The 19,639-nt window shown below is 44.5% G+C and carries 21 protein-coding genes; 11 read left to right on the top strand and 10 right to left on the bottom strand.

Going from position 1 to position 19,639, the window contains the following annotated elements; all coding sequences use genetic code 11:
* Positions 1–100 precede the first annotated feature (100 nt).
* Positions 101–1,183 carry a zinc-dependent alcohol dehydrogenase family protein gene (locus NI470_RS13080; protein WP_004281911.1) on the top strand — a complete coding sequence of 361 codons (1,083 nt, stop codon included), beginning with the start codon at positions 101–103 and terminating at the stop codon, positions 1,181–1,183.
* 62 nt (positions 1,184–1,245) lie between these two features.
* On the opposite strand, the gene NI470_RS13075 is transcribed toward NI470_RS13080, so the two are convergent.
* Positions 1,246–1,719, bottom strand: a complete 474-nt coding sequence (locus NI470_RS13075; protein WP_004281912.1) for a BLUF domain-containing protein — start codon at positions 1,717–1,719, stop codon at positions 1,246–1,248.
* Positions 1,720–1,915: 196 nt separating this feature from the next.
* Here NI470_RS13075 and NI470_RS13070 point away from each other — a divergent pair, with 196 nt between their 5' ends.
* The gene (locus tag NI470_RS13070) at positions 1,916–2,263 is read left to right on the top strand and encodes a hypothetical protein (protein WP_004647142.1); all 348 of its coding nucleotides are present in this window, start codon (positions 1,916–1,918) and stop codon (positions 2,261–2,263) included.
* On the opposite strand, the gene NI470_RS13065 is transcribed toward NI470_RS13070, so the two are convergent.
* Positions 2,256–2,546: a GNAT family N-acetyltransferase gene (locus NI470_RS13065; RefSeq protein ID WP_004647141.1), complete on the bottom strand. Its 291-nt coding sequence runs from the start codon at positions 2,544–2,546 to the stop codon at positions 2,256–2,258. The genes NI470_RS13070 and NI470_RS13065 overlap by 8 nt on opposite strands.
* A gap of 31 nt (positions 2,547–2,577) precedes the next feature.
* Positions 2,578–2,856, bottom strand: a complete 279-nt coding sequence (locus tag NI470_RS13060; protein ID WP_114541703.1) for a GNAT family N-acetyltransferase — start codon at positions 2,854–2,856, stop codon at positions 2,578–2,580.
* Positions 2,857–3,011: 155 nt separating this feature from the next.
* Between NI470_RS13060 and NI470_RS13055 the strand changes: the two genes are divergently transcribed.
* Both NI470_RS13055 and NI470_RS13050 read left to right on the top strand, forming a co-directional pair.
* Positions 3,012–4,205, top strand: coding sequence for a sugar transporter (locus NI470_RS13055; RefSeq protein WP_253148611.1), 1,194 nt, complete (start codon positions 3,012–3,014; stop codon positions 4,203–4,205).
* A 331-nt stretch (positions 4,206–4,536) separates the two neighbouring features.
* Positions 4,537–5,502: a TerC family protein gene (locus tag NI470_RS13050; protein ID WP_004647138.1), complete on the top strand. Its 966-nt coding sequence runs from the start codon at positions 4,537–4,539 to the stop codon at positions 5,500–5,502.
* A 40-nt stretch (positions 5,503–5,542) separates the two neighbouring features.
* Here the strand turns inward: NI470_RS13050 and NI470_RS13045 are convergent, their stop codons facing one another.
* Positions 5,543–6,115, bottom strand: a complete 573-nt coding sequence (locus NI470_RS13045) for a nucleotidyltransferase family protein (protein ID WP_253148610.1) — start codon at positions 6,113–6,115, stop codon at positions 5,543–5,545.
* 99 nt (positions 6,116–6,214) lie between these two features.
* Between NI470_RS13045 and guaD the strand changes: the two genes are divergently transcribed.
* From guaD to NI470_RS13030, 3 genes are all read left to right on the top strand, one after another.
* Positions 6,215–7,543, top strand: a complete 1,329-nt coding sequence (gene guaD / locus NI470_RS13040) for a guanine deaminase (protein WP_253148608.1) — start codon at positions 6,215–6,217, stop codon at positions 7,541–7,543.
* A 224-nt stretch (positions 7,544–7,767) separates the two neighbouring features.
* On the top strand, positions 7,768–8,295 hold the full coding sequence (gene hpt, locus NI470_RS13035; protein WP_004647133.1) for a hypoxanthine phosphoribosyltransferase: 528 nt from the start codon (positions 7,768–7,770) through the stop codon (positions 8,293–8,295).
* Positions 8,296–8,467: 172 nt separating this feature from the next.
* On the top strand, positions 8,468–8,725 hold the full coding sequence (locus NI470_RS13030) for a GlsB/YeaQ/YmgE family stress response membrane protein (protein ID WP_004281926.1): 258 nt from the start codon (positions 8,468–8,470) through the stop codon (positions 8,723–8,725).
* 92 nt (positions 8,726–8,817) lie between these two features.
* Here the strand turns inward: NI470_RS13030 and NI470_RS13025 are convergent, their stop codons facing one another.
* Positions 8,818–9,519, bottom strand: coding sequence for a DsbC family protein (locus NI470_RS13025; RefSeq protein ID WP_253148606.1), 702 nt, complete (start codon positions 9,517–9,519; stop codon positions 8,818–8,820).
* 346 nt (positions 9,520–9,865) lie between these two features.
* Between NI470_RS13025 and NI470_RS13020 the strand changes: the two genes are divergently transcribed.
* Positions 9,866–11,044 (top strand): MFS transporter, encoded by a 1,179-nt coding sequence (locus NI470_RS13020; protein WP_441367658.1) that lies wholly within the window; start codon positions 9,866–9,868, stop codon positions 11,042–11,044.
* Positions 11,045–11,088: 44 nt separating this feature from the next.
* Here NI470_RS13020 and mnmE read toward each other — a convergent pair whose 3' ends face one another.
* The 5 genes from mnmE to rpmH all read right to left on the bottom strand — a co-directional run bounded on the left by mnmE (position 11,089) and on the right by rpmH (position 15,195).
* Positions 11,089–12,447 carry a tRNA uridine-5-carboxymethylaminomethyl(34) synthesis GTPase MnmE gene (gene mnmE, locus NI470_RS13015; protein ID WP_253148596.1) on the bottom strand — a complete coding sequence of 453 codons (1,359 nt, stop codon included), beginning with the start codon at positions 12,445–12,447 and terminating at the stop codon, positions 11,089–11,091.
* Positions 12,448–12,539: 92 nt separating this feature from the next.
* Entirely contained in the window at positions 12,540–14,303 is a 1,764-nt protein-coding gene (yidC, locus tag NI470_RS13010) for a membrane protein insertase YidC (RefSeq protein ID WP_253148594.1), read from the bottom strand.
* 5 nt (positions 14,304–14,308) lie between these two features.
* On the bottom strand, positions 14,309–14,629 hold the full coding sequence (gene yidD, locus NI470_RS13005) for a membrane protein insertion efficiency factor YidD (protein ID WP_004281931.1): 321 nt from the start codon (positions 14,627–14,629) through the stop codon (positions 14,309–14,311).
* A gap of 9 nt (positions 14,630–14,638) precedes the next feature.
* Positions 14,639–15,031 (bottom strand): ribonuclease P protein component, encoded by a 393-nt coding sequence (gene rnpA, locus NI470_RS13000; RefSeq protein WP_004281932.1) that lies wholly within the window; start codon positions 15,029–15,031, stop codon positions 14,639–14,641.
* Positions 15,032–15,060: 29 nt separating this feature from the next.
* A complete protein-coding gene (gene rpmH, locus NI470_RS12995) occupies positions 15,061–15,195 on the bottom strand; it encodes a 50S ribosomal protein L34 (RefSeq protein WP_000831329.1) in 135 nt (44 codons plus the stop codon).
* Between the two features lie 660 nt (positions 15,196–15,855).
* Here rpmH and dnaA point away from each other — a divergent pair.
* The 3 genes from dnaA to recF all read left to right on the top strand — a co-directional run bounded on the left by dnaA (position 15,856) and on the right by recF (position 19,598).
* Positions 15,856–17,232, top strand: coding sequence for a chromosomal replication initiator protein DnaA (dnaA, locus tag NI470_RS12990; protein ID WP_004281934.1), 1,377 nt, complete (start codon positions 15,856–15,858; stop codon positions 17,230–17,232).
* Between the two features lie 109 nt (positions 17,233–17,341).
* Complete coding sequence (gene dnaN, locus NI470_RS12985) at positions 17,342–18,490, top strand: DNA polymerase III subunit beta (RefSeq protein WP_253148592.1); 1,149 nt, start codon at positions 17,342–17,344, stop codon at positions 18,488–18,490.
* Between the two features lie 28 nt (positions 18,491–18,518).
* Entirely contained in the window at positions 18,519–19,598 is a 1,080-nt protein-coding gene (recF, locus tag NI470_RS12980; protein WP_253148590.1) for a DNA replication/repair protein RecF, read from the top strand.
* Positions 19,599–19,639 lie beyond the last annotated feature (41 nt).

Below are 19,639 nucleotides of genomic sequence, written 5' to 3'. Positions count from 1 at the left end.
AAATCAGCCCATCGCTGTCACTATATAAAAGCAATCGAGGCGTTCATTATTCTCGCTGAGTCAGGTCATTCTCATTCCTCATTCCATTAGGAGATGTGTCATGACAACGATGAAAGCGATGGTCTATTACGGCGCAAATGATATCCGCTTTGAAGACCGCCCAGTTCCCACCATTTTGCATCCCAGCGATGCCATCATTAAACTGGAAAAAGTTACCATCTGCGGTACCGACTTGGGTATCTGGAAAGGTAAAAACCCGGAAATTGAGCAGGAGGCTACGCGTAAAGAGGGCAGCTTTAAGGGACGTATTTTAGGTCACGAAGGTATTGGCATTGTGGAAGAAGTTGGTTCCGCCGTGCAAAACTTTAAAAAGGGCGACCGGGTGATTATTTCCTGTGTCAGCCGCTGCGGAACCTGTGAAAACTGCCAGAAACAGCTCTATGCCCATTGTCGCAATGAAGGCGGCTGGATCATGGGTTATATGATTGATGGCACCCATGCCGAATATGTACGCACGCCCTTTGCCGATACCTCACTCTATCATTTACCCGATGGCCTGAATCAAGATGTGGCCGTATTCCTCTCAGATATCCTGCCAACTTCACATGAAATTGGGGTGCAATATGGCGATGTCAAACCAGGCGACAATGTCGCGATTGTCGGGGCAGGGCCAATCGGCATGAGTTGTCTGCTCACCGCACAGTTTTATTCACCCGCCAATATTATTATGGTGGATATGGATGATAATCGGCTGGAATTTGCCAAGACTGTCGGCGCGACGCATATCATCAACTCTGCCAAAGAAGATGCCATTCAAAAGATTCTAGAGATTACCGATGGACGCGGGGTCGACTGTGCCATTGAAGCAGTGGGGGTGGAGCCTACCTGGAATATTTGCCAGCATGTCGTGAAGGAGGGCGGGCATATTGCCAACGTCGGCGTACATGGTAAACCGGTGAGTTTTGAACTGAACAAACTCTGGATTAAAAACCTGACCATCACCACCGGCCTGGTGAATGCCAATACCACAGGGATGTTGCTGAAAACCTGCTGTTCCGGCAAATTGCCCCTAGAAAAACTGGCGACCCATCATTTTAAATTTTCCGATTTTGAAAAAGCCTATGATGTCTTTAAACATGCCTCTGATGAAAAGGCCTTAAAAGTCATGATTGACATGACCTAATCCACATCAGACAAAAAAGTCCGCCATGCGGACTTTTTTATTTTCAGCATTTACCCCTCAGATCAGAAATAGGGGACATAACCACGCTGCTTATAACCTTTTGGCGATGCCAGACTGGCCTGATTTTCTTCCAGGCGATACAGTACTTTGAGGAATTCGGCAATTCCTGACTGCTGTAAGGCATGCGGATCAAATTGCTTCAAACCTAAACGTGAAAATAAAGAAGAAATTTCACTGTGTTTATGCACATATTTCATTGACCATTCCGAGAAATGGGAATGCTCTACCATCGCATCTGCAAAACGCAAGATATTGTGATGGCGGGGATCCCGACAAATGCTCTGAAATAAACTTTCCACTACTTCAGCCTGACCTTCAAGGCACTGGAAAAATTTGCCATGGGAATAATACAACACCCCATGAATCTGATGCTGAAGATTGAACTTCCGGGCAGTGGCCAAAATATCACTCAAATCTTGTAACAACTCTTGTTCAGATTCTATGCGTTCACTGGCATAGCAAAGCTGTAGCATCATGCCATCTCACTAGAGGGAAGAATTAAAACCACAATTTAATCAATAATTTTAAATTAAGTCGACCATTTTTTAAGCAAATATCCGTTTTTGCTTACACGGTTTTCAGTTTGCATTTCTGGACTAAACTTTTAACAATAGTGCCTAAATTATTAAACGAATATTTTCATACACCTACCATGAACATGAGGATCACTTGATGTTAAAAGATCTGATTTTAACCCTCGCCTTGTTATGTGTGTGTTTTATCCTGATCATCACTTTAAATGACTGGCAATTCAGCGCTCAAACCAATCTGCTGATCAGTTCAATTTTTATTAGCTGGACGATCTTGAAATTTGTTGGGCATCGTATTTATTTTCATGCCAGTTACCTGCTGATTATGGCAATTTTAGTGATGCTGCAACAGTTTGAAGAAATTTTCTGGGCGATGACCGGGGTGATGGCAGGTTTCGGTTTATATACCCTGTTACAGGTTATATTGATTCCTGCCTTGAAAGAAAGATTGCATTTATCTTTCGGGAAATCCCCTTGGATGGTTAAATAGTCGTTGCCGCGACATCTGCCAGACTACGGTCACGTTTAAACATGACATCCACATAGGAACATTGCGGGATGATGGTTAAACTTTTTTCACGGGCAAAATCGACCAGTACATCCAGCATTTTTCGGGCAATACCTTGGCCACGCAAGGAATCATCGACCCAGGTATGATCGGCAATGATGACTGCATCGCCCCGCCATTGATAAGTGATCTCGGCCAGGCGGCGTCCTTGATCTTCCATAAAAAATACACCACCGCGTTTTGAATCTTGATATTTGATTTCCATAGGAATCTAAACCTTTGTTGTCATTTTTAAATTATAAAACATCATTAAAGCGAGGCTCTCGCTCGAACACAGATTTGGCAAAAGAGCATTTTGGAATAATCCTGATGCCGTGTTCATGGGCAAAATTCACAGCGGCCTCGACCAGATAATACCCGACGTGCTGTCCGCGTAGACTGTCATCGACCCAGGTGTGTTCAATCACTAATTGATCTTCATTTACTCTGGAATAACTCATTTCTGCCAGACGTTTTTCATTTGGCTCTACGAACCATAAACCTCCAGTGTCCTGTTGCTGATGCTCGATCAACATGCCGATCCTCTCCTTGTTTTTAAGTCAGACTGACATATTTTTCCCTGCACTATTGTTAGATTTCTTTTAAAGGATTGTGAATCTATCCTTCTGACCAATACCGCATTCTGCTGAACAGGTTTAAACTGCCGGCCGGTTCCTTTTATCAGATGTTTATGTCCAGCTCTTCTTCCACCTCTTCGGTGACGCGTCAATGGGTTTGTGTGATTGCTTTAGCCTCTGCTGCCTTTATTTTCAATACCACCGAATTTATCCCGGTGGCGCTATTAAGTGATATTGGTACCAGTTTTGCCATGTCACCGACCCAGGTCGGATGGATGCTGACAATTTATGCCTGGGTCGTGGCGCTGCTGTCTTTGCCAATGATGTTACTGACCAAAAATATTGAACGGCGCTTTCTGCTGATGGTTTTATTTGCGGTGTTTATTTTCAGTCATGTGCTGTCCTATTTTGCCTGGAGCTTTAGCATTCTGGTGCTGAGCCGGATTGGTATTGCCGTGGCGCATGCACTGTTCTGGTCAATTACGGCATCGCTTGCTGTGCGGGTTGCGCCAAAGGGCAAAGAGTTTCAGGCACTGGGCTTATTGGCTACAGGTACCGCCATGGCGATGGTCCTGGGAATTCCCTTTGGCCGGATGGTCGGGGAGGCCTATGGCTGGCGCAATAGTTTTGCCTTGATTGGGATTGTGGCGAGCGTGGTGTGCGTATTGCTGGCCAAAACCTTGCCTTTATTGCCAAGTGTCAATTCAGGTTCACTCAGCAGTTTAAAAAACTTGCTAAAACGTCCCAGCCTGATGCTGGTCTTTGCGCTTACCGTGCTTGTGATTAGTGCGCAATTTACCGCCTATAGTTATATTGAACCCTTTGCGCTGAATATTGCGCAATTCAGCTCTGCACAGACCACCAGCTTATTGCTGATTTATGGCGGTGCGGGCCTGATCGGGTCTTATGTATTTGGCCGCTTTGCACCGCATTTTCCCCGACTCACCATTCCGCTATTTACACTCGGGCTAGGGATCTCGCTGCTGTTATTGCTGCCACTGTCTCAGGGTGTATTTCAGCTTAATAGCTTGGCGTTAATCTGGGGCATCAGCATTATTGGGTTTAGTCTGGCTCTACAAGCCAAGACCTTAAATCTGGCTTCTGATGCAACCGATGTCGCCATGGCAATTTTTTCAGGTCTGTACAATGTCGGGATTGGTGGCGGTGCCTTACTCGGCGGTCTGGTAACGGCACATATCGGATTACATAGTATTGGCTGGGTAGGAGCAATCCTGGCCAGCTTGGGTTTTCTGATCAGCTTATACCTGATTCAGCGTCCGGATTTCTTAGGTAAGAAAGCGCCTTGAAGCATGATTTTTGTAAATGAAATTGTAGTCTTAGCAAAAATCTGTCATGCTTGCTGCACATTGAGCTACCGCTCAAATAAAATTTAGTTTGAACAAGGGGAGTAGCCTCCTCCAAGCGTTTAAGAATGAAATTTCAATTTTTAAACGTGTCAGAATATCGTCATTACACTTTGCAAAAAGTCGGTATCTGAGCATCTTGAAGTCACACTTTATATAAAAAAGTGGAACAGTAAGATGTAGGCAAGACCTTGATCATGTTGTTATAGATGTTTTTCATCTGGCAACTGGTCAAGGTTTTTTTATGGCTAGTTGTCCGATGTGGAGAATTCACATGGAAACCATTGGTACACTCTGGCTGTATCTCGTCTTTTTCGCGATTGTCGCAGTCATGCTGGTAATCGATTTTGTCGGCTTTAAGCATCAGCATGGTCAGGAAGTTAAAGTCCGAACTGCTGCCTACTGGAGTATTGCCTGGGTCAGTGTCGCGACTTTATTTGGTGGCGGCTTATGGCTGTATCTGGAGCAGACCGCAGGCACGGCAATTGCTAATGCCAAGGTTATGGAATACTTTGCCGGTTATCTGCTGGAAAAATCCCTAGCGATTGATAACGTCTTTGTCTGGCTGATGATCTTCGCGGCCTTCGCCATTCCACCCGCACTGCAACGCAAGCTGCTGTTATATGGCGTACTGGGTGCGATTGTGCTCAGAACTATCTTTATTTTTATTGGCGCGTGGTTCGTGCAGGAATTCTCCTGGATTCTATATATCTTCGGTGCGTTCCTGGTGTATACCGGCTTCAAATTCCTGCGTGGTCAGCATGAAGAAGACAGCAATATTGAAGATATGGCGATTCTAAAATGGCTGCGTAAACATATGCGTATTACCCCGCAACTTCAGGGCGACAAATTCTTTGTCCGTCAAAATGGTTTGCTCTGGGCAACGCCGTTGTTCCTGGTCCTGATCCTGGTTGAAGCCTCTGATGTCATCTTTGCCGTCGATTCTATTCCGGCTATTTTTGCCGTCACCACCGATCCCTTCATTGTCCTCACTGCAAACCTGATGGCGATTTTAGGCCTGCGCGCAATGTTCTTCCTGCTCTCGGGCGCAGCCTCAAAAATGCATTATCTGCCTTATGGCCTCGGGATCATTCTGGTCTTTATCGGCTTTAAGATGCTGATGCTAGATGTGTTCCATATGCCGATCTGGATTTCTTTGAGCTTTATTGTGATTGTCCTGACTGTGACCGCGATCTTGTCGATTCGTCATAGCAAGAAATATAACGAAACCACCCTGTAAAAAGTAATCATCAAAAAAGCCTGCATCAGCAGGCTTTTTTTTATTGTTCTATCAGGGATAATTTGGGCCATTTTTGCAAAAACTGTTTGCTCAGCATGCGTTGTTCGAACACGGCATAACTGACTAAATTCGGATTCCAACGCAGCTTTAACTCAAATAAATCTGCTAAACCGAAAGGGGCAATCAACTCCAACTCATCATCTTTCAGGCGCAGTGCCAAGGCCGTGACAGTTTCTGGCCATAATGACAGCGCATGACTAATTGAAGTTAAAGGCTCAATACTTTCATTTTGATCGGTACGATACCACTCATGTACAAAGGCTTGATTGGTCACATCCCAACAAATCTCTGGAAAATAGTCTTTTAACTGATCTGCAAGTTGCTGTTCTATAGCGCGAGCCTGCTTATTTTCGTCATAGAAAATTACATCGACCTCAGTATGATTCATTTCATATTCCCAGTCATGTAAATGCGCCCAGATCACATGACGTAACACACCCGCTGCGACATAAGCTTCAGAGTGCAATTGTGCTAACTGATGCAAGATGCGCATTAAGGTCGGCTGCGCACGCACGATCTGTTGAAATTGATCATGATCATTGGATGAGGTCATAAAAGAATCTGGATCACTATTTAAATATGAATGTTCATACAAACATGGCAATTTTTTCAGCTACAATCAATCGAAAAAATCAAAAAGCGTAGGTTTAAAATGTCTTCTGTAATTGCAACGACAGCGATCCGTGGTCGCTTCCTCGACATTCAGAATACAGTTGCCCAAGCACGTGATATACACGACCAAGTGCGATATGTAGAAGATGGTTTAGTCATCATTCACGAAGGTAAAATCCAGTGGTTTGGTCCTTGGCAAGAAGGGCAGTCACGACTTCCTACCAATGCTGAATTACAGCACTATCCAGATCAACTGATTGTTCCCGGGTTTATCGACACCCATATTCATTTCCCACAAACCGAAATGGTCGGGGCTTATGGTGAACAACTGCTGGAATGGTTAAATACCTATACATTCCCCACTGAAATCCAGTTCCAAGATGCATCCTACAGCGAAAAAATTGCCGAATTTTTCGTGCAGGAATTGCTTAAAAACGGCACCACCACTGCACTGGTCTTTTGTACCGTTCATCCTGAATCCGTAGATGCTTTATTTAATGCCGCAACCACACGCAATATGCGTCTGATTGCGGGTAAAGTCCTGATGGACCGTCATGCACCGGAAGCGCTGACGGATACAGCAGAAACGGCTTATATTGACTCTAAAACGCTGATTAAAAAATGGCACGGACAGGGACGGAACCTGTATGCGATTACTCCACGCTTTGCACCAACCTCAACACCTGAACAACTACAAAAAGCCGGACAGCTCAAAGCCGAATATCCGGATGTCTATGTACATACCCATTTAAGTGAAAATAAAAATGAAATTGCTTGGGTAAAAGAACTCTTTCCTGAACGTGAAGGTTATCTGGATGTTTATCATCATTATGGTTTAACCGGCAGCAAATCCGTTTTCGCGCATTGCGTGCATCTGGAAGATGAGGAGTGGGATTGTATGCATCAGACCGACTCAGCCATTGCTTTCTGTCCGACCTCAAATCTATTCCTGGGTAGTGGCTTATTTCCCCTGAAAAAGACCTGGGACAAAGGGGTAAAAGTCGGCTTAGGCACAGACATTGGAGCAGGAACATCATTTAATCAGCTGCAAACTCTGAATGAAGCCTATAAGGTGCAACAGTTGCAGGGTGAAAAACTTTCTGCCTTTGAAGCCTTATATCATGCCACTTTAGGCGGTGCCAAAGCCTTGAGTCTAGATGATCGCCTGGGGAACTTTAATATTGGCAAAGAAGCCGACTTTGTGGTTCTGGATCTCAATACCACTGCCTTACAGCAGTTACGCCAGAGCAAAGCTAAAAATATTGAAGATGCATTTTTTGCACTGACCATGCTTGGCGATGACCGTAATATTGCAGCCACCTATGTCTATGGAGTAGCCGTCTATGTCAAAGCAGCATCCAGTGAATAAAACAAAAAAATCCCGCCGTCGCCAATACTTGATCCTGTCTGCAATGGCACTGGGCTGTGTTTTTTTATTGAAACGCGATTCAGCAGCGGCTAAAAAATGATTACATTTACAGCCAGCAAAACAGGTGCATCTCTGCTAGGGATGTATTAAAATTGCGACGTATTCAGGTGTTGCAGGTCAACACCTTTTTTATTTTGCTATTTTTACTTTTTAGGTATCTACCCATGACCGTTCAAATGAGCGTAATGATTTCCGCTGAAGAAATTCAAGCTAAAGTCAAAGAGCTTGGTGCTCAAATCAATGCACACTATGCCAATAGTGACAAAGAACTTGTGCTCATCGGTTTATTACGTGGTTCAGTGATTTTTATGGCTGATTTATGTCGTGTGATTTCAAAACCGCATGAATTGGATTTCATGACTGTGTCCAGTTATGGCGGTGGCACGGTATCGTCACGTGATGTAAAAATCCTGAAAGATTTAGACGGTGAAATCCGTGGTAAAGATGTGCTGGTGGTTGAAGATATTATTGACTCAGGCAACACCTTAAGCAAGGTACTCGAAATCCTGCAAACCCGTGAACCTAACTCGATTCAACTGTGTACTTTGGTAAGTAAACCATCGCGTCGTGAAATCGATTTGAAGGTCGAATTTATGGGCTTTGAGGTTGAAGATAAATTTATCGTGGGTTATGGCTTGGACTATGACCAGAAGTACCGTCACCTGCCATTTATTGGTGAAATCGGTCTTTAAAATCAGGTTGAAAAAAGTGGCATAAGCCACTTTTTTTATACCTAAAATACAGAAAAAACCGGGAACAAAAAATAACATCTCGTTTCAGGATTCAACTTTTTATGATCCTGACTTTGTTTCAAGATGATTAAACAGATGTGAAAACAAAGACATGATAAGAAGGAGTATGCATATGTGGACAATTATTGTGGCGATCGTCATTGGTTTTGTAGCAGGTCTAATTGCACGTGCCATTCATCCGGGTAATGACAAGGCAGGCTTTATCATGACCACCTTGCTGGGTATTGCCGGCTCCTTGTTGGCGACTTTTGGTGGTCGTATGCTCGGTCTGTACTCGGCAGATTCCGCAGCAGGTCTGATTGCTTCCGTGATTGGTGCTGTGATTATTCTGTTTATTTATAATATGGTGACCAAACGCCGCACGGTCTAAATCAAGCTGATGCTGACTGGATCACCTTAATAAAAAAAGCACCCCATGAGGTGCTTTTTTTATATTGAGCGACTGATATCTTTATTTAATTTTTATAAATTGAATTCTTTAAAAATCTGCTCAATCTGCTCTGCCGGATAGGCGCCCATCACCTTAAAACCATTGGAAAAAATAATCGCAGGTGTACCATTCACCCCCATAGACTGAGCCAGTTTTTTATTCCGTTCAATCGGATTGGCACAAGTTTTTTTCGATTTAGGTTGAATTCCTTGAGCAATCAGATCTTCCCATGCCTGAGCTGGATTAGACTCGCAATACACCTGTTTTGAAGGAGCAGCCGAATGGGGTTTTAAAGGAAGAATAAAGGTATAAATGGTCAAGTCATTCAGTTTTTTCAGCTCTAGCTCAAGCTTTTTACAATACGGGCAATTTGGGTCAGAAAAGATCGCAATCTGACGTTTACCCGTACCTCTTACACTTTTTACAGCATCCTGAAGCGGTAATTTTTTCCAGTCGATACTATTTTGTTTCAGCATTAAATCACGGGTCAGATTATGTTGATCCTGAATCCGCAGCATCGGACCGGCTATCAGATGCTTGGCATCCTCATTCAGATAAACCACTTGGCCCTGCATGGAACCGCTATAGATGCCTTTCATCTCGGTGGTCTGAATATTTTCAATTTTTAAATTGGGACTGTTTTTTGCCAAATTAGCTTGTACCGTATCAATATTGGCAAATGCGAAGCTTGAAATGAATGTACTTAAACTAATGATCAGTGTTTTTTTTAACATGAATGTTCTACATGAATTGGATAAGAATATGCTTCGATTCTAATCGCTCTGCTTTTAAATTTCTCAAACATTTATGTTACTGTCTAGACTCAGTTAAACAAGTTCATAATGTTTCACGTGGAACACCATGTATAGCGTTAGATTGAACTCCAATCTATCTAGAAAACACATCAATACTCATAATAAGTAATTGTTTTATATAATTAAAATATATTAAATGATAAACATTTTACTCATTCAGCCTTGACCGATTTTCTGTATCCATTCTAAACTGCAGACACTTTCTATATTCCTCGCTACGCCCTGACATGGATTGGCCAAGGATCAACACTATAACGGCATTTTCATGACAATAACGACCAGCTGGCGACCGTTCTTGATGGTCAGCCTAGCTTTAATGATGGGAACGATTGGCACCGCTTTGGCCAGTCCGCTTTATCCGATTTATCAACAGCTCTGGCATTTGCTGCCCAGCCACATCACCTACATTTTTGTCGCCTATATGTTTGGCTGTCTCTCGACCTTGTTGTTTTTGGGCAGAACCAGTAACAGCATCGGATTTTTACGGACCCTGCAAATTGGTCTGGCACTAATCACCTTAGGTCTCATCATTTCCGTTTTTGCCCAGAATGCACTGATCCTCTCGATTGGCCGTTTTATTATTGGGATTGCCTCGGGCCTGATGACCACTTCTGCCATGATGGGTTTAATGCATACCATCCCAGAAAGCCATAAACACACTGCACCACAACTGATTTCAATCATCACCGCAATGGGTTTTGGTTTGGGACCCTTGGTCGGTGGTGTGATTGCGCAGTTTTCCGCTGCCCCCTTGATAATGCCATATTTACCGGTGATTTTGGGCGCCGTGCTGTGTTTGATTGGCCTGTTCTGGATCAAAGCACCCAAGTTTGAGGCGCAGCCCTTTAGCATGGCGCCTAAACTGCAACGACCTGAAGCGCAGTTTCATCGGGTGTTTATGATTATTGCAGTGACGGCTTTTAGTGCCTTTGCTGCCTTTAGCCTGTTTGCTTCACTGTCGCCATCTTTTGTCCGCAATATTTTACCTTGGCATGGCCCTCTGGTCAGTGGGCTGGCCATTACCAGTATCTTAGTGGTTTCAGTGATCGTGCAATTTATGGCCAAAGCAGTTGCAGCGTCCAAATGTCTGAATATCGGCCTGATGATGATGTGCTTGAGCCTGATGGTTTTAGCGCTATGTATGTATTCGAAAATCAGCCTGCTATTTTTTATCAGTGATATTTGCTTTGGAATTGGCCATGGTTTTGCCCTGATGGGTGCTTTTGCCCTGATTCATCAAATGACCAGCTTAGACAACCGTGCAGCCGTCATGTCAACCTATCTGTTTATTGCCTATCTGGGCACTATTGTCCCTATCATTGCCGTGGGTTATCTGGCCGATCATTGGGGGCTGGATTTCGCCGTAATCAGCTTTTGTATCGCGATTAGTTTGCTGTGTTTTGCGCTGTGGTGGGCGTATCAAAAATCCCGCCTACCAGCCTAAAAAAAGCCCTCAGTTGAGGGCTTTTTTGATGTTTTATTAAATAATTATTTACCAATACAAAATGAACCGAAGATCTTGCCCAGCAGGTCATCTGCACTGAAATCACCCGTGATCTCACCCAAAGCATTTTGCGCCAGACGTAAGGATTCCGCTACCAGTTCACCGGCGTTATACACCACCAGTTGCTCACGCGCTTCAGCCAGATAGAGCTGAGTGCGCTTCATTGCGTCTAAATGACGGGTACGTGCGATAAAGGTGTCTTCCTCAGGCTGGAAGCCTGCATGCGCTGTAATTGCTTCTATGAGCGCCTGAACGCCGGTTTCCTGCTTGGCAGAGACTGCGATATGCCGGAAACCATTTAAATCTCCAATCACGGCTTCAGCACCGGTCAGGTCGCATTTATTGCCAATCAGCATCAAACGTTTCGGTTCTATATGTTCAGCAAAATATTCCTGGGCGAGTTGCAGCGGATCTTCGCCCTGGCTTAAGTCATAGACCAAGAGCAATAAATCGGCCTGTTCGATTTCTTTAATTGCGCGGCGGATCCCTTCTTTTTCCACGATATCGCCAGTTTTACGCAAGCCCGCAGTATCGGTGAGGGTAATCGGCAGACCATTTAAGGTAATTTTTTCATGCAGGACATCACGGGTGGTACCGGCAATATCGGTCACAATCGCGCGTTCAATTCCAGCTAATGCATTCAGTAAGGAAGATTTACCGGCATTCGGTTTCCCTGCAATTACCACCTGTAAACCTTCACGTAACAATTGACCTTGACGTGCGGATTGCTGTACTTGAGCGACTGCACTGGATACGCCATCCAGCAGATTTAAAATTTTGCCATCTGCGAGAAAATCAATTTCTTCTTCCGGAAAATCAATTGCAGCTTCCACATGCAAACGCAGGTGAATCAGCTGCTCAAGGACTGCATTGACTTTGGTCGAGAAAGCCCCTTGCAGTGAACGTACAGCAGAACGTGCAGCCGCTTGCGAAGTTGCATCAATCAGGTCGGCAATTGCTTCAGCTTGTACCAGATCCAGCTTGCCATTTTCAAAGGCACGCATCGAGAACTCACCGGCTTTAGCCGCTGTAGCTCCGAGCTCCAGCAAACGGCCAAGCAGGGCATTCTGAATCACCGGACCGCCATGACCTTGCAACTCGACCACATCTTCGCCGGTAAAAGAGTTTGGATTCGGGAAGCAAATCGCCAGTCCTTCATCCATGACTTCGCCGGCCGCATCATAGAACTGGCGGAAACCGGCAAAACGGGCTTTAGGCAGCTCTTTTTGTGTCAGTTGCTGGGCAATCTCATAGGATTTCGGGCCTGACAGGCGAATCACCCCAACGCCGCCACGTCCTGGTGGAGTGGCAATCGCAGCAATAGTTGTGGTTCGGTTGAGCATAAAATTCACCTGCAAAGACTCAAAAGTACAGCCAAAAAAAATCCGCCTAAGATTACCATCTTAAGCGGATTTATTCAGCCTATCCGTACAACTTAGTTGACTGGAGTGGCCTCATCACGTTTCGCGCGATCTTTGGCAACAGACTTGTTAATCAAAGTTTGTTGCAGAATCGTGATCAAGTTGTTGACGATCCAGTACAGGACCAAGCCTGCCGGGAAGAACAACAAGAATACGGTAAAGATAATCGGCATAAACTTGAAGACTTTTGCCTGCATTGGATCCGTCGGTTGTGGATTTAACGACTGTTGGATATACATCGTCAAGCCCATCAACAACGGCAGGATGAACCAAGGATCCATTGAAGACAAATCCTGAATCCACAGCATCCATGGCGCATGACGCAGTTCCACAGATTCCATCAATACCCAGTACAAGGCTAGGAAAATCGGCATTTGTAATAACAGCGGTAAACAGCCGGCAAGCGGATTGACCTGTTCACGTTTGTACAATGCCATCATTTCTTGAGAGAAGCGCATCCGGTCTTCACCGAACTCTTCTTTCATGCGTTGCATTTCTGGCGCAATCACACGCATTTTCGCCATCGAGCGATAGCTCTTCGACGACAATGGCCACAGGATCAGTTTCACCAGGATGGTCAACAGAATAATTGCCCAGCCCCAGTTACCCACCAGACCATGGAAGAACTCAAGACCGACAAACAGTAATTTCGCAATTGGCCATAACCAGCCATAATCAACGGTCTGGTTTAAACCCGCAGCCAAATCTTTCAGTTCTGACTGGATTTTTGGACCTGAATAGAAAGTCGCATCAATTTCAGCCACTGTACCTGCAGGCACATTGAAGGTCGGTGAGGTAAAACCAATGATGTTCATGTTATCGGTTGATTTACGTGATTCAAGCTTGGCGCTATAAGCTTCGCCATTGCCTTGAGTCAACTTCAGCTGACCTGGAACCCATGCACTGACAAAGTAGTGCTGTACCATTGCCACCCAACCACCTGTCGCTTCAGTACTGACTTTTTCTTCAACAAAGTTGTCGAATTTAAGCTTGTTGTACTGCTCGTCCGGGGTACCCCATGCACCGCCGAGGAATGTTCCCAGCGTGAAGACCCCCTGATCAGATTTGCCTGGATCTTCCGAGTTATCCCGTTTGATCTGACCGAACATCTGACCTTGCCAGGTCTGGCCACTGCGGTTAACCACTTTGTGATTTACCACGACCGGATATTCACCTTCAGTGAAATTGAAGGTCTTGATAATCTCGATCCCGTCAGCGGTTTTAAACACTAGCGGTACAGACAATACTTTCAGGTTTTCACCATCTTTGGATTTGACTGTTTTCGCATCTGCCAGAGTATAAGCCGTTTTTTCCAGCTCATACATTGGACGGCCGTTACGGCTGCTGTCCGGTCCATTCAGACCGATCAGGCCAGACTGGGCGACATAAGTACGTTTCGCATCGCTTTCCAGCATGACGAACGGCTCATCGCTGTCTTTGTTCTTGTCATGATTGAGTAATTCAATACGAACAATATCACCACCCTTCGGATTGATCCAAAGATGATAAAGGTCAGTTTGTACTGAAATAAGCTGCTGACTTACAGGTGCTGTGGCATCCGTGGCTTGCTGTGCTGGCACATTTGCTTGTGGCAGATCAGAGGCAACTGTAGCCGTCTGACCATTTGGCAAATCTGCAGATACGTCATGTGAAACAACAGCAGTTTCCTGCTGCGGTTTTGTTTCAGCATTTCCATAATCTTTTTGCCACGCCAAAATGAGCAAATATGCGACAACAAACATGGCTCCGAGAATTGCAATCCTGGCCCATTGTTGCATATGTATTACCCCAAGTGGTGAGAGTGATTTTGGTTCAATAAACGATCACGAAAGGGTACAGCAACGTGAAGCGTTTGAGAATCTATTTGCTGAAATGAAATAAAACGAATCGCTTTTGAGGGAACAGGATCATATCCCGAGCCCCCCCACGGATGACAACGGCAAATACGTTTAGTAGCCAGCCACACTCCACGCCCAGCGCCATGCATCTGGACTGCTTCCAAGGAATATTGAGAACAAGTTGGAATATAACGACAGCGCGGTCCAAGAAGAGGACTAATCGCAATCTGATAGAAACGGATCAACCAATGCAGTAAACGTACCATTGGCCAACTCTACTTTTGTGGGGAGGGGGCTATTTTTGAATGCTTTTTGGCAAGACGGTTCAGTTTCTGCCAGGCAAATTGTAATTGCTGGTGCAATTCTGCATTAGGCACTGCTTCAACACCCATTTTCGGCATGATTACAATGTCTAAGTCATCTAATTGCTGTTGATGCAGGCGAAAACTTTCGCGAGCAAGTCGTTTTACTCGATTTCTTTCGTGTGCACGTCGCACTTTCTTCTTGGCAACAACTAAACCCAAACGGCTATTTGGCAGTTCGGAATGTTTTGCAAGAAATAAGAAATGGGGTTGATGCACTTTAAAAAGCGCACCATCAAAGACACCTTTATAATCGGCAGCACAGCGTAATCGCAACTCTGTGCCAAAACTATAAAGTTTTGTCATAACACCCAAAATCGTCTTAGCGTAACTGATTAAACAGTTAAGCTATGACGACCTTTTGCACGACGGCGAGCTAATACTTGACGACCAGCTTTAGTAGCCATACGAGCACGGAAACCATGAACACGCTTACGCTTTAATTCAGACGGTTGGAATGTACGTTTCATATTGAAACTCCAAAAAATGATCTTTCTATGAAGGTCCGCGATTTTAGTGCTCATTGCTTGAGCTGTCAATGCAAAAACAGTTTTCTTTTCAAATAAGATCAAAAAAGATAAAGCCCCTGTTTTTTCGGAGAACTTAATAAAAAATAGTTCAATTCAAGTTAATCACAAATTAAGTTATTGTTATATAAATATATATAAGTTATAAACAACTCTATCAACAAAGTTATCCACATGTTATCCAGAGTTTAAATCTAACCTGTAGTTTTGAATTTAAATTTGAAGTTTTTTGAGTTATCCACAAAAAACAGTGATCTTATAAATAAATTCAAATTTATAAATTTAAATTTATTACTATTAGGGAGCACTTTTTCTATGGATAAGCCACTTTTTATTTAATTAAACATAAACTTATGTTGTGGATAAAACTGTTTCTATTAATTTTATACTTTGTGGATAACTTTATGGTATATTTTATCCACAGCTTGCGGATAAACTTATCCACACTGGGTTTTAAATTTAAATTTATGCAGGGTGATTTCTTTTTGCACAGTTTTTGTGGAAATTGCCATGACAGATGTGGATAACTTGGTTAGAATGGCGACCCGCTTTTGGTCGCGGTCATCTTTTTTGAATGAACAATGGAATGAATAGGGGATTCACATGCTTTGGACGGACTGCTTAAATCGCCTGCGACAAGAGCTCTCTGGAAATGTCTTTACAATGTGGATTCGCCCATTGGTTGCAGAAGAGCTGGAAGACAGCTTGCGTTTGTATGCACCTAATCCTTACTGGACGCGTTACATTCAAGAACATCATCTGGAACTGATCACGATTCTGGCAGAGCAATTGTCTGAAGGACGGGTACGCAAGGTCGAAATTTTGGTCGATTCACGTCCAGGGGCAATTTTATCTGCCAGTGAGCAACCGGCGACCACGACAGCGGCATTGACCTCGACACCGATGCCGGTGCCGAAACCGAAGAAAGAAAAAGAAGACAGCGGCAAAAATAGCCGTAGACGTCAGTTGAATCCATTGTTTACCTTCTCGCTGTTTGTGGAAGGTCGATCTAACCAGATGGCGGCAGAAACCTGTCGCAAGGTGCTGACTCAGCTGGGTGCTTCACAGCACAACCCGTTATTTTTATATGGTCCGACCGGTCTGGGTAAAACCCACTTGATGCAGGCGGTCGGCAATGCACTGTTACAAGCCAAACCGAATGCACGTGTCATGTACATGACCGCAGAAAGTTTTGTACAGGACTTTGTCAGCTCGTTACAGCAGGGCAAAGTTGAAGAGTTTAAGAAAAATTGCCGTTCTCTGGATTTATTACTGGTTGATGATATTCACTTGTTGGCCGGTAAAGAAGCCAGCCTGGTCGAGTTTTTCTACACCTTTAACGCACTTCTGGATGAATCTAAGCAAATTATTTTGACTTCGGATCGTTATCCTAAAGAACTAACCGAACTGGATCCACGTCTGGTTTCACGTTTTTCCTGGGGCTTATCGGTCGGAGTCGAACCACCAGATATTGAAACCCGAATTGAAATTCTGCTGAAAAAAGCCGAAAGCAACCAAGTCGATTTACCACGTAACTGTGCGCTGTTTATTGCCCAGCAGGTGGTGGCTAACGTACGTGAGCTTGAAGGTGCGCTGAACAAAGTGGTAGCGATTTCACGTTTTAAAGGCACACCAATTGATCTGGATGTAGTGCGTGAATCTTTAAAAGATGTGCTGGCGATTCGTGCCCGTACCATTAGTACCGAAAACATTCAGCGTGTGGTGAGTGAGTATTTCCGTATTCCACTGAAAGAACTGGTTGGTCCAAAACGCACCCGGATTTATGCCCGCCCACGTCAGCTGGCGATGGGGCTGGCCCGTGAACTCACCGGCGACAGTTTTCCGGAAATTGGCATGGCTTTTGGCGGTCGTGATCACAGTACCGTGATGCATGCCTGCGAGAAAGTACAAAGCCTGCGTGAAGAAGATCCGATCTTTAACGAAGACTATAAAAACCTGCAGCGTCTGTTGCAAAGTTGACCTAAATCGCTCAAATTCTATTCTTGCTATGCGGCTGCTTTTGCCGCATAGTAAACCGTCAAAAAAATCACTTTTTCTATATTAATCTTCAGCTTTAGAGGAATGCACCGTGCGTTTAAAAATCGCGAAAGAAAGCTTACTGAATGTTCTCTCACATGTCGTAGGAGCGGTTGAACGTCGCCATACCTTGAATATCCTGTCTAACCTGAAAATTCAGGTGACTGCGCAAGCATTGACCGTGACCGGTTCCGACCTGGAAGTCGAACTGGTGGCGAGTACAGCACTGGCTGAAGGTGCATGTTTACAGGAAGGCGAGACCACAGTTCCTGCACGTAAGCTGATTGATATCTGTAAGTCCCTTCCTTCAGCGGCATTGGTGGATTTGCATATTACTGAAGATCAGCGCTGTATCCTTAAATCGGGCAACAGCCGTTTTGTACTGGGTACCTTGCCTGCTGATGATTATCCATTACTGAACACTGAAAACACCCAAGGCACGCAAGTAACGGTGACACAGCGTGAACTTAAACGCCTGTTCGAAAAAACTGCTTTTGCCATGGCAGTTCAGGATGTACGTTTTTATCTGACCGGTACTTTGTTGGAAATTGATGCCAATCAGTTGCGTGCTGTGACCACCGATGGCCACCGTCTGGCACTGTGTGAAACAGTGGCTCAATCTACTGCAACACAACCGATTCAGGCGATTGTGCCACGTAAGGCCGTTGCAGAATTACAGCGCCTGCTCAGCGTTGAAGATGAACAATTATCTCTATTGATTGGTCGTGAACTGCTCAATGTGACCATCAAGATGCCAAGCCGTGACAAGGAACAGGCGGATATTACCGTGCGTTTCACCACCAAGCTGATTGATGGTAAGTTCCCGGATTATCGCCGTGTGATTCCACGTGGGGGCGACAAAGTGGTGATGATCGCGCATGACGTATTCAAGCAGTCTTTGCAACGTGTGGCGATTTTAAGTAATGAAAAACTTCGCGGTGTGTTTTTGAACTTCAATGCTGACTCTTTGCAACTTCGTGCCAATAACCCGGAGCAGGATGAAGCGATTGAAGATCTGGCGATTCAATATGTTGATTCACCGCTAGAAATGTCATTTAATGCGCAGTATCTGATTGAAGTCCTCGGTGTGCTGGATGGCGATGATGTGTCAATGACCATGACTGAAGCCAACCAGTCGGTCTTGGTACAGGACCCGGCGCATACGGATCAGACTTATGTCGTCATGCCGATGCGTGTTTAAGTCGCGGCTCTTGATACTCATATAAGACATGCATATTACGCGTTTACATATTGAGCGTGTGCGGAATTTAAAGACGGTTGCTCTCCAAGGATTGCAGCCGTTTAATGTTTTTTATGGCCAGAATGGTTCAGGTAAAACCTCGATTTTAGAGGCGATTCATTTACTGGCTGCTGGTCGTTCTTTCCGTACCCATATCCCTAAAAACTATATCCAGCATGGCGCCCAAGATGCGATTGTGTTTGCACAATCTGCGACTGAAAAAATTGGCATGCAAAAAATGGCCAGTGGGGAGCAACTGATCAAGGTCAATGGTGATCTGGTCGCGACTCAGGGGCAACTGGCCAAACTGTTACCTTTGCAGCTGATTGACCCACAAAGTACTGATATTATCGATCATGGGGCTAAACCACGACGTCAATTGCTCGACTGGTTGATGTTCCACGTGGAACCAAAGTTTTATCATGCCTGGCAATATTATTCTCGTGCGCTGAAACAGCGAAACAGTCTGCTCAAAAGCAAACGGTTTCTGAGTCTGTCTGATCTGGAACCGTGGAACCAGATGCTGAGTGAATATGGTGAAATCCTGCACTCACAACGTGTCGGCATCGTGGAACAATGGAAGCCATTTTTTGAAGATGACCTGAAACAGTTATTACCTGACCTGCAAGTCAGTCTGGAATACAGTCCGGGTTTTCACAGTGAAACCGGCCTGCTAAATGACCTGATCAACCAGCATGAAAAAGACTGTGAGCGACGTTATACCGAATATGGCCCACATCGCGCAGATTTGCGTTTAAAGACCCCGATGGGTGATGCCGATGTGATCCTGTCGCGCGGACAGAAAAAGCTGCTAATGATCGCACTAAAACTGTCGCAAATCGCAATGCTACATTCTTGTAATAAGGAAACTGTGGTATTATTAGATGATGTGACAGCAGAATTAGATTTAACCGCACAACAACGTTTAATTGAGCGATTGAGCCAACTTGGTAGTCAAGTTTTTATTACCACCTTAGACCATGAATCAGTACAAAAGCACTTACATGATTTGTCTATCTCATATCAGTTATTCAGTGTTGAAAACGGTACAGTTCAAGTTGTGCAATAATATTTTTTGAGTTTTACCCATCTTTGGATAGACCTATTTTT

Origin of the sequence: Acinetobacter lwoffii, from assembly GCF_024129115.1 — a bacterium.
GTDB classification, from domain to species: domain Bacteria; phylum Pseudomonadota; class Gammaproteobacteria; order Pseudomonadales; family Moraxellaceae; genus Acinetobacter; species Acinetobacter lwoffii_T.
Note: the sequence above shows the minus strand (reverse complement) of the source record. Positions and strands in the feature narration are given on the sequence as shown.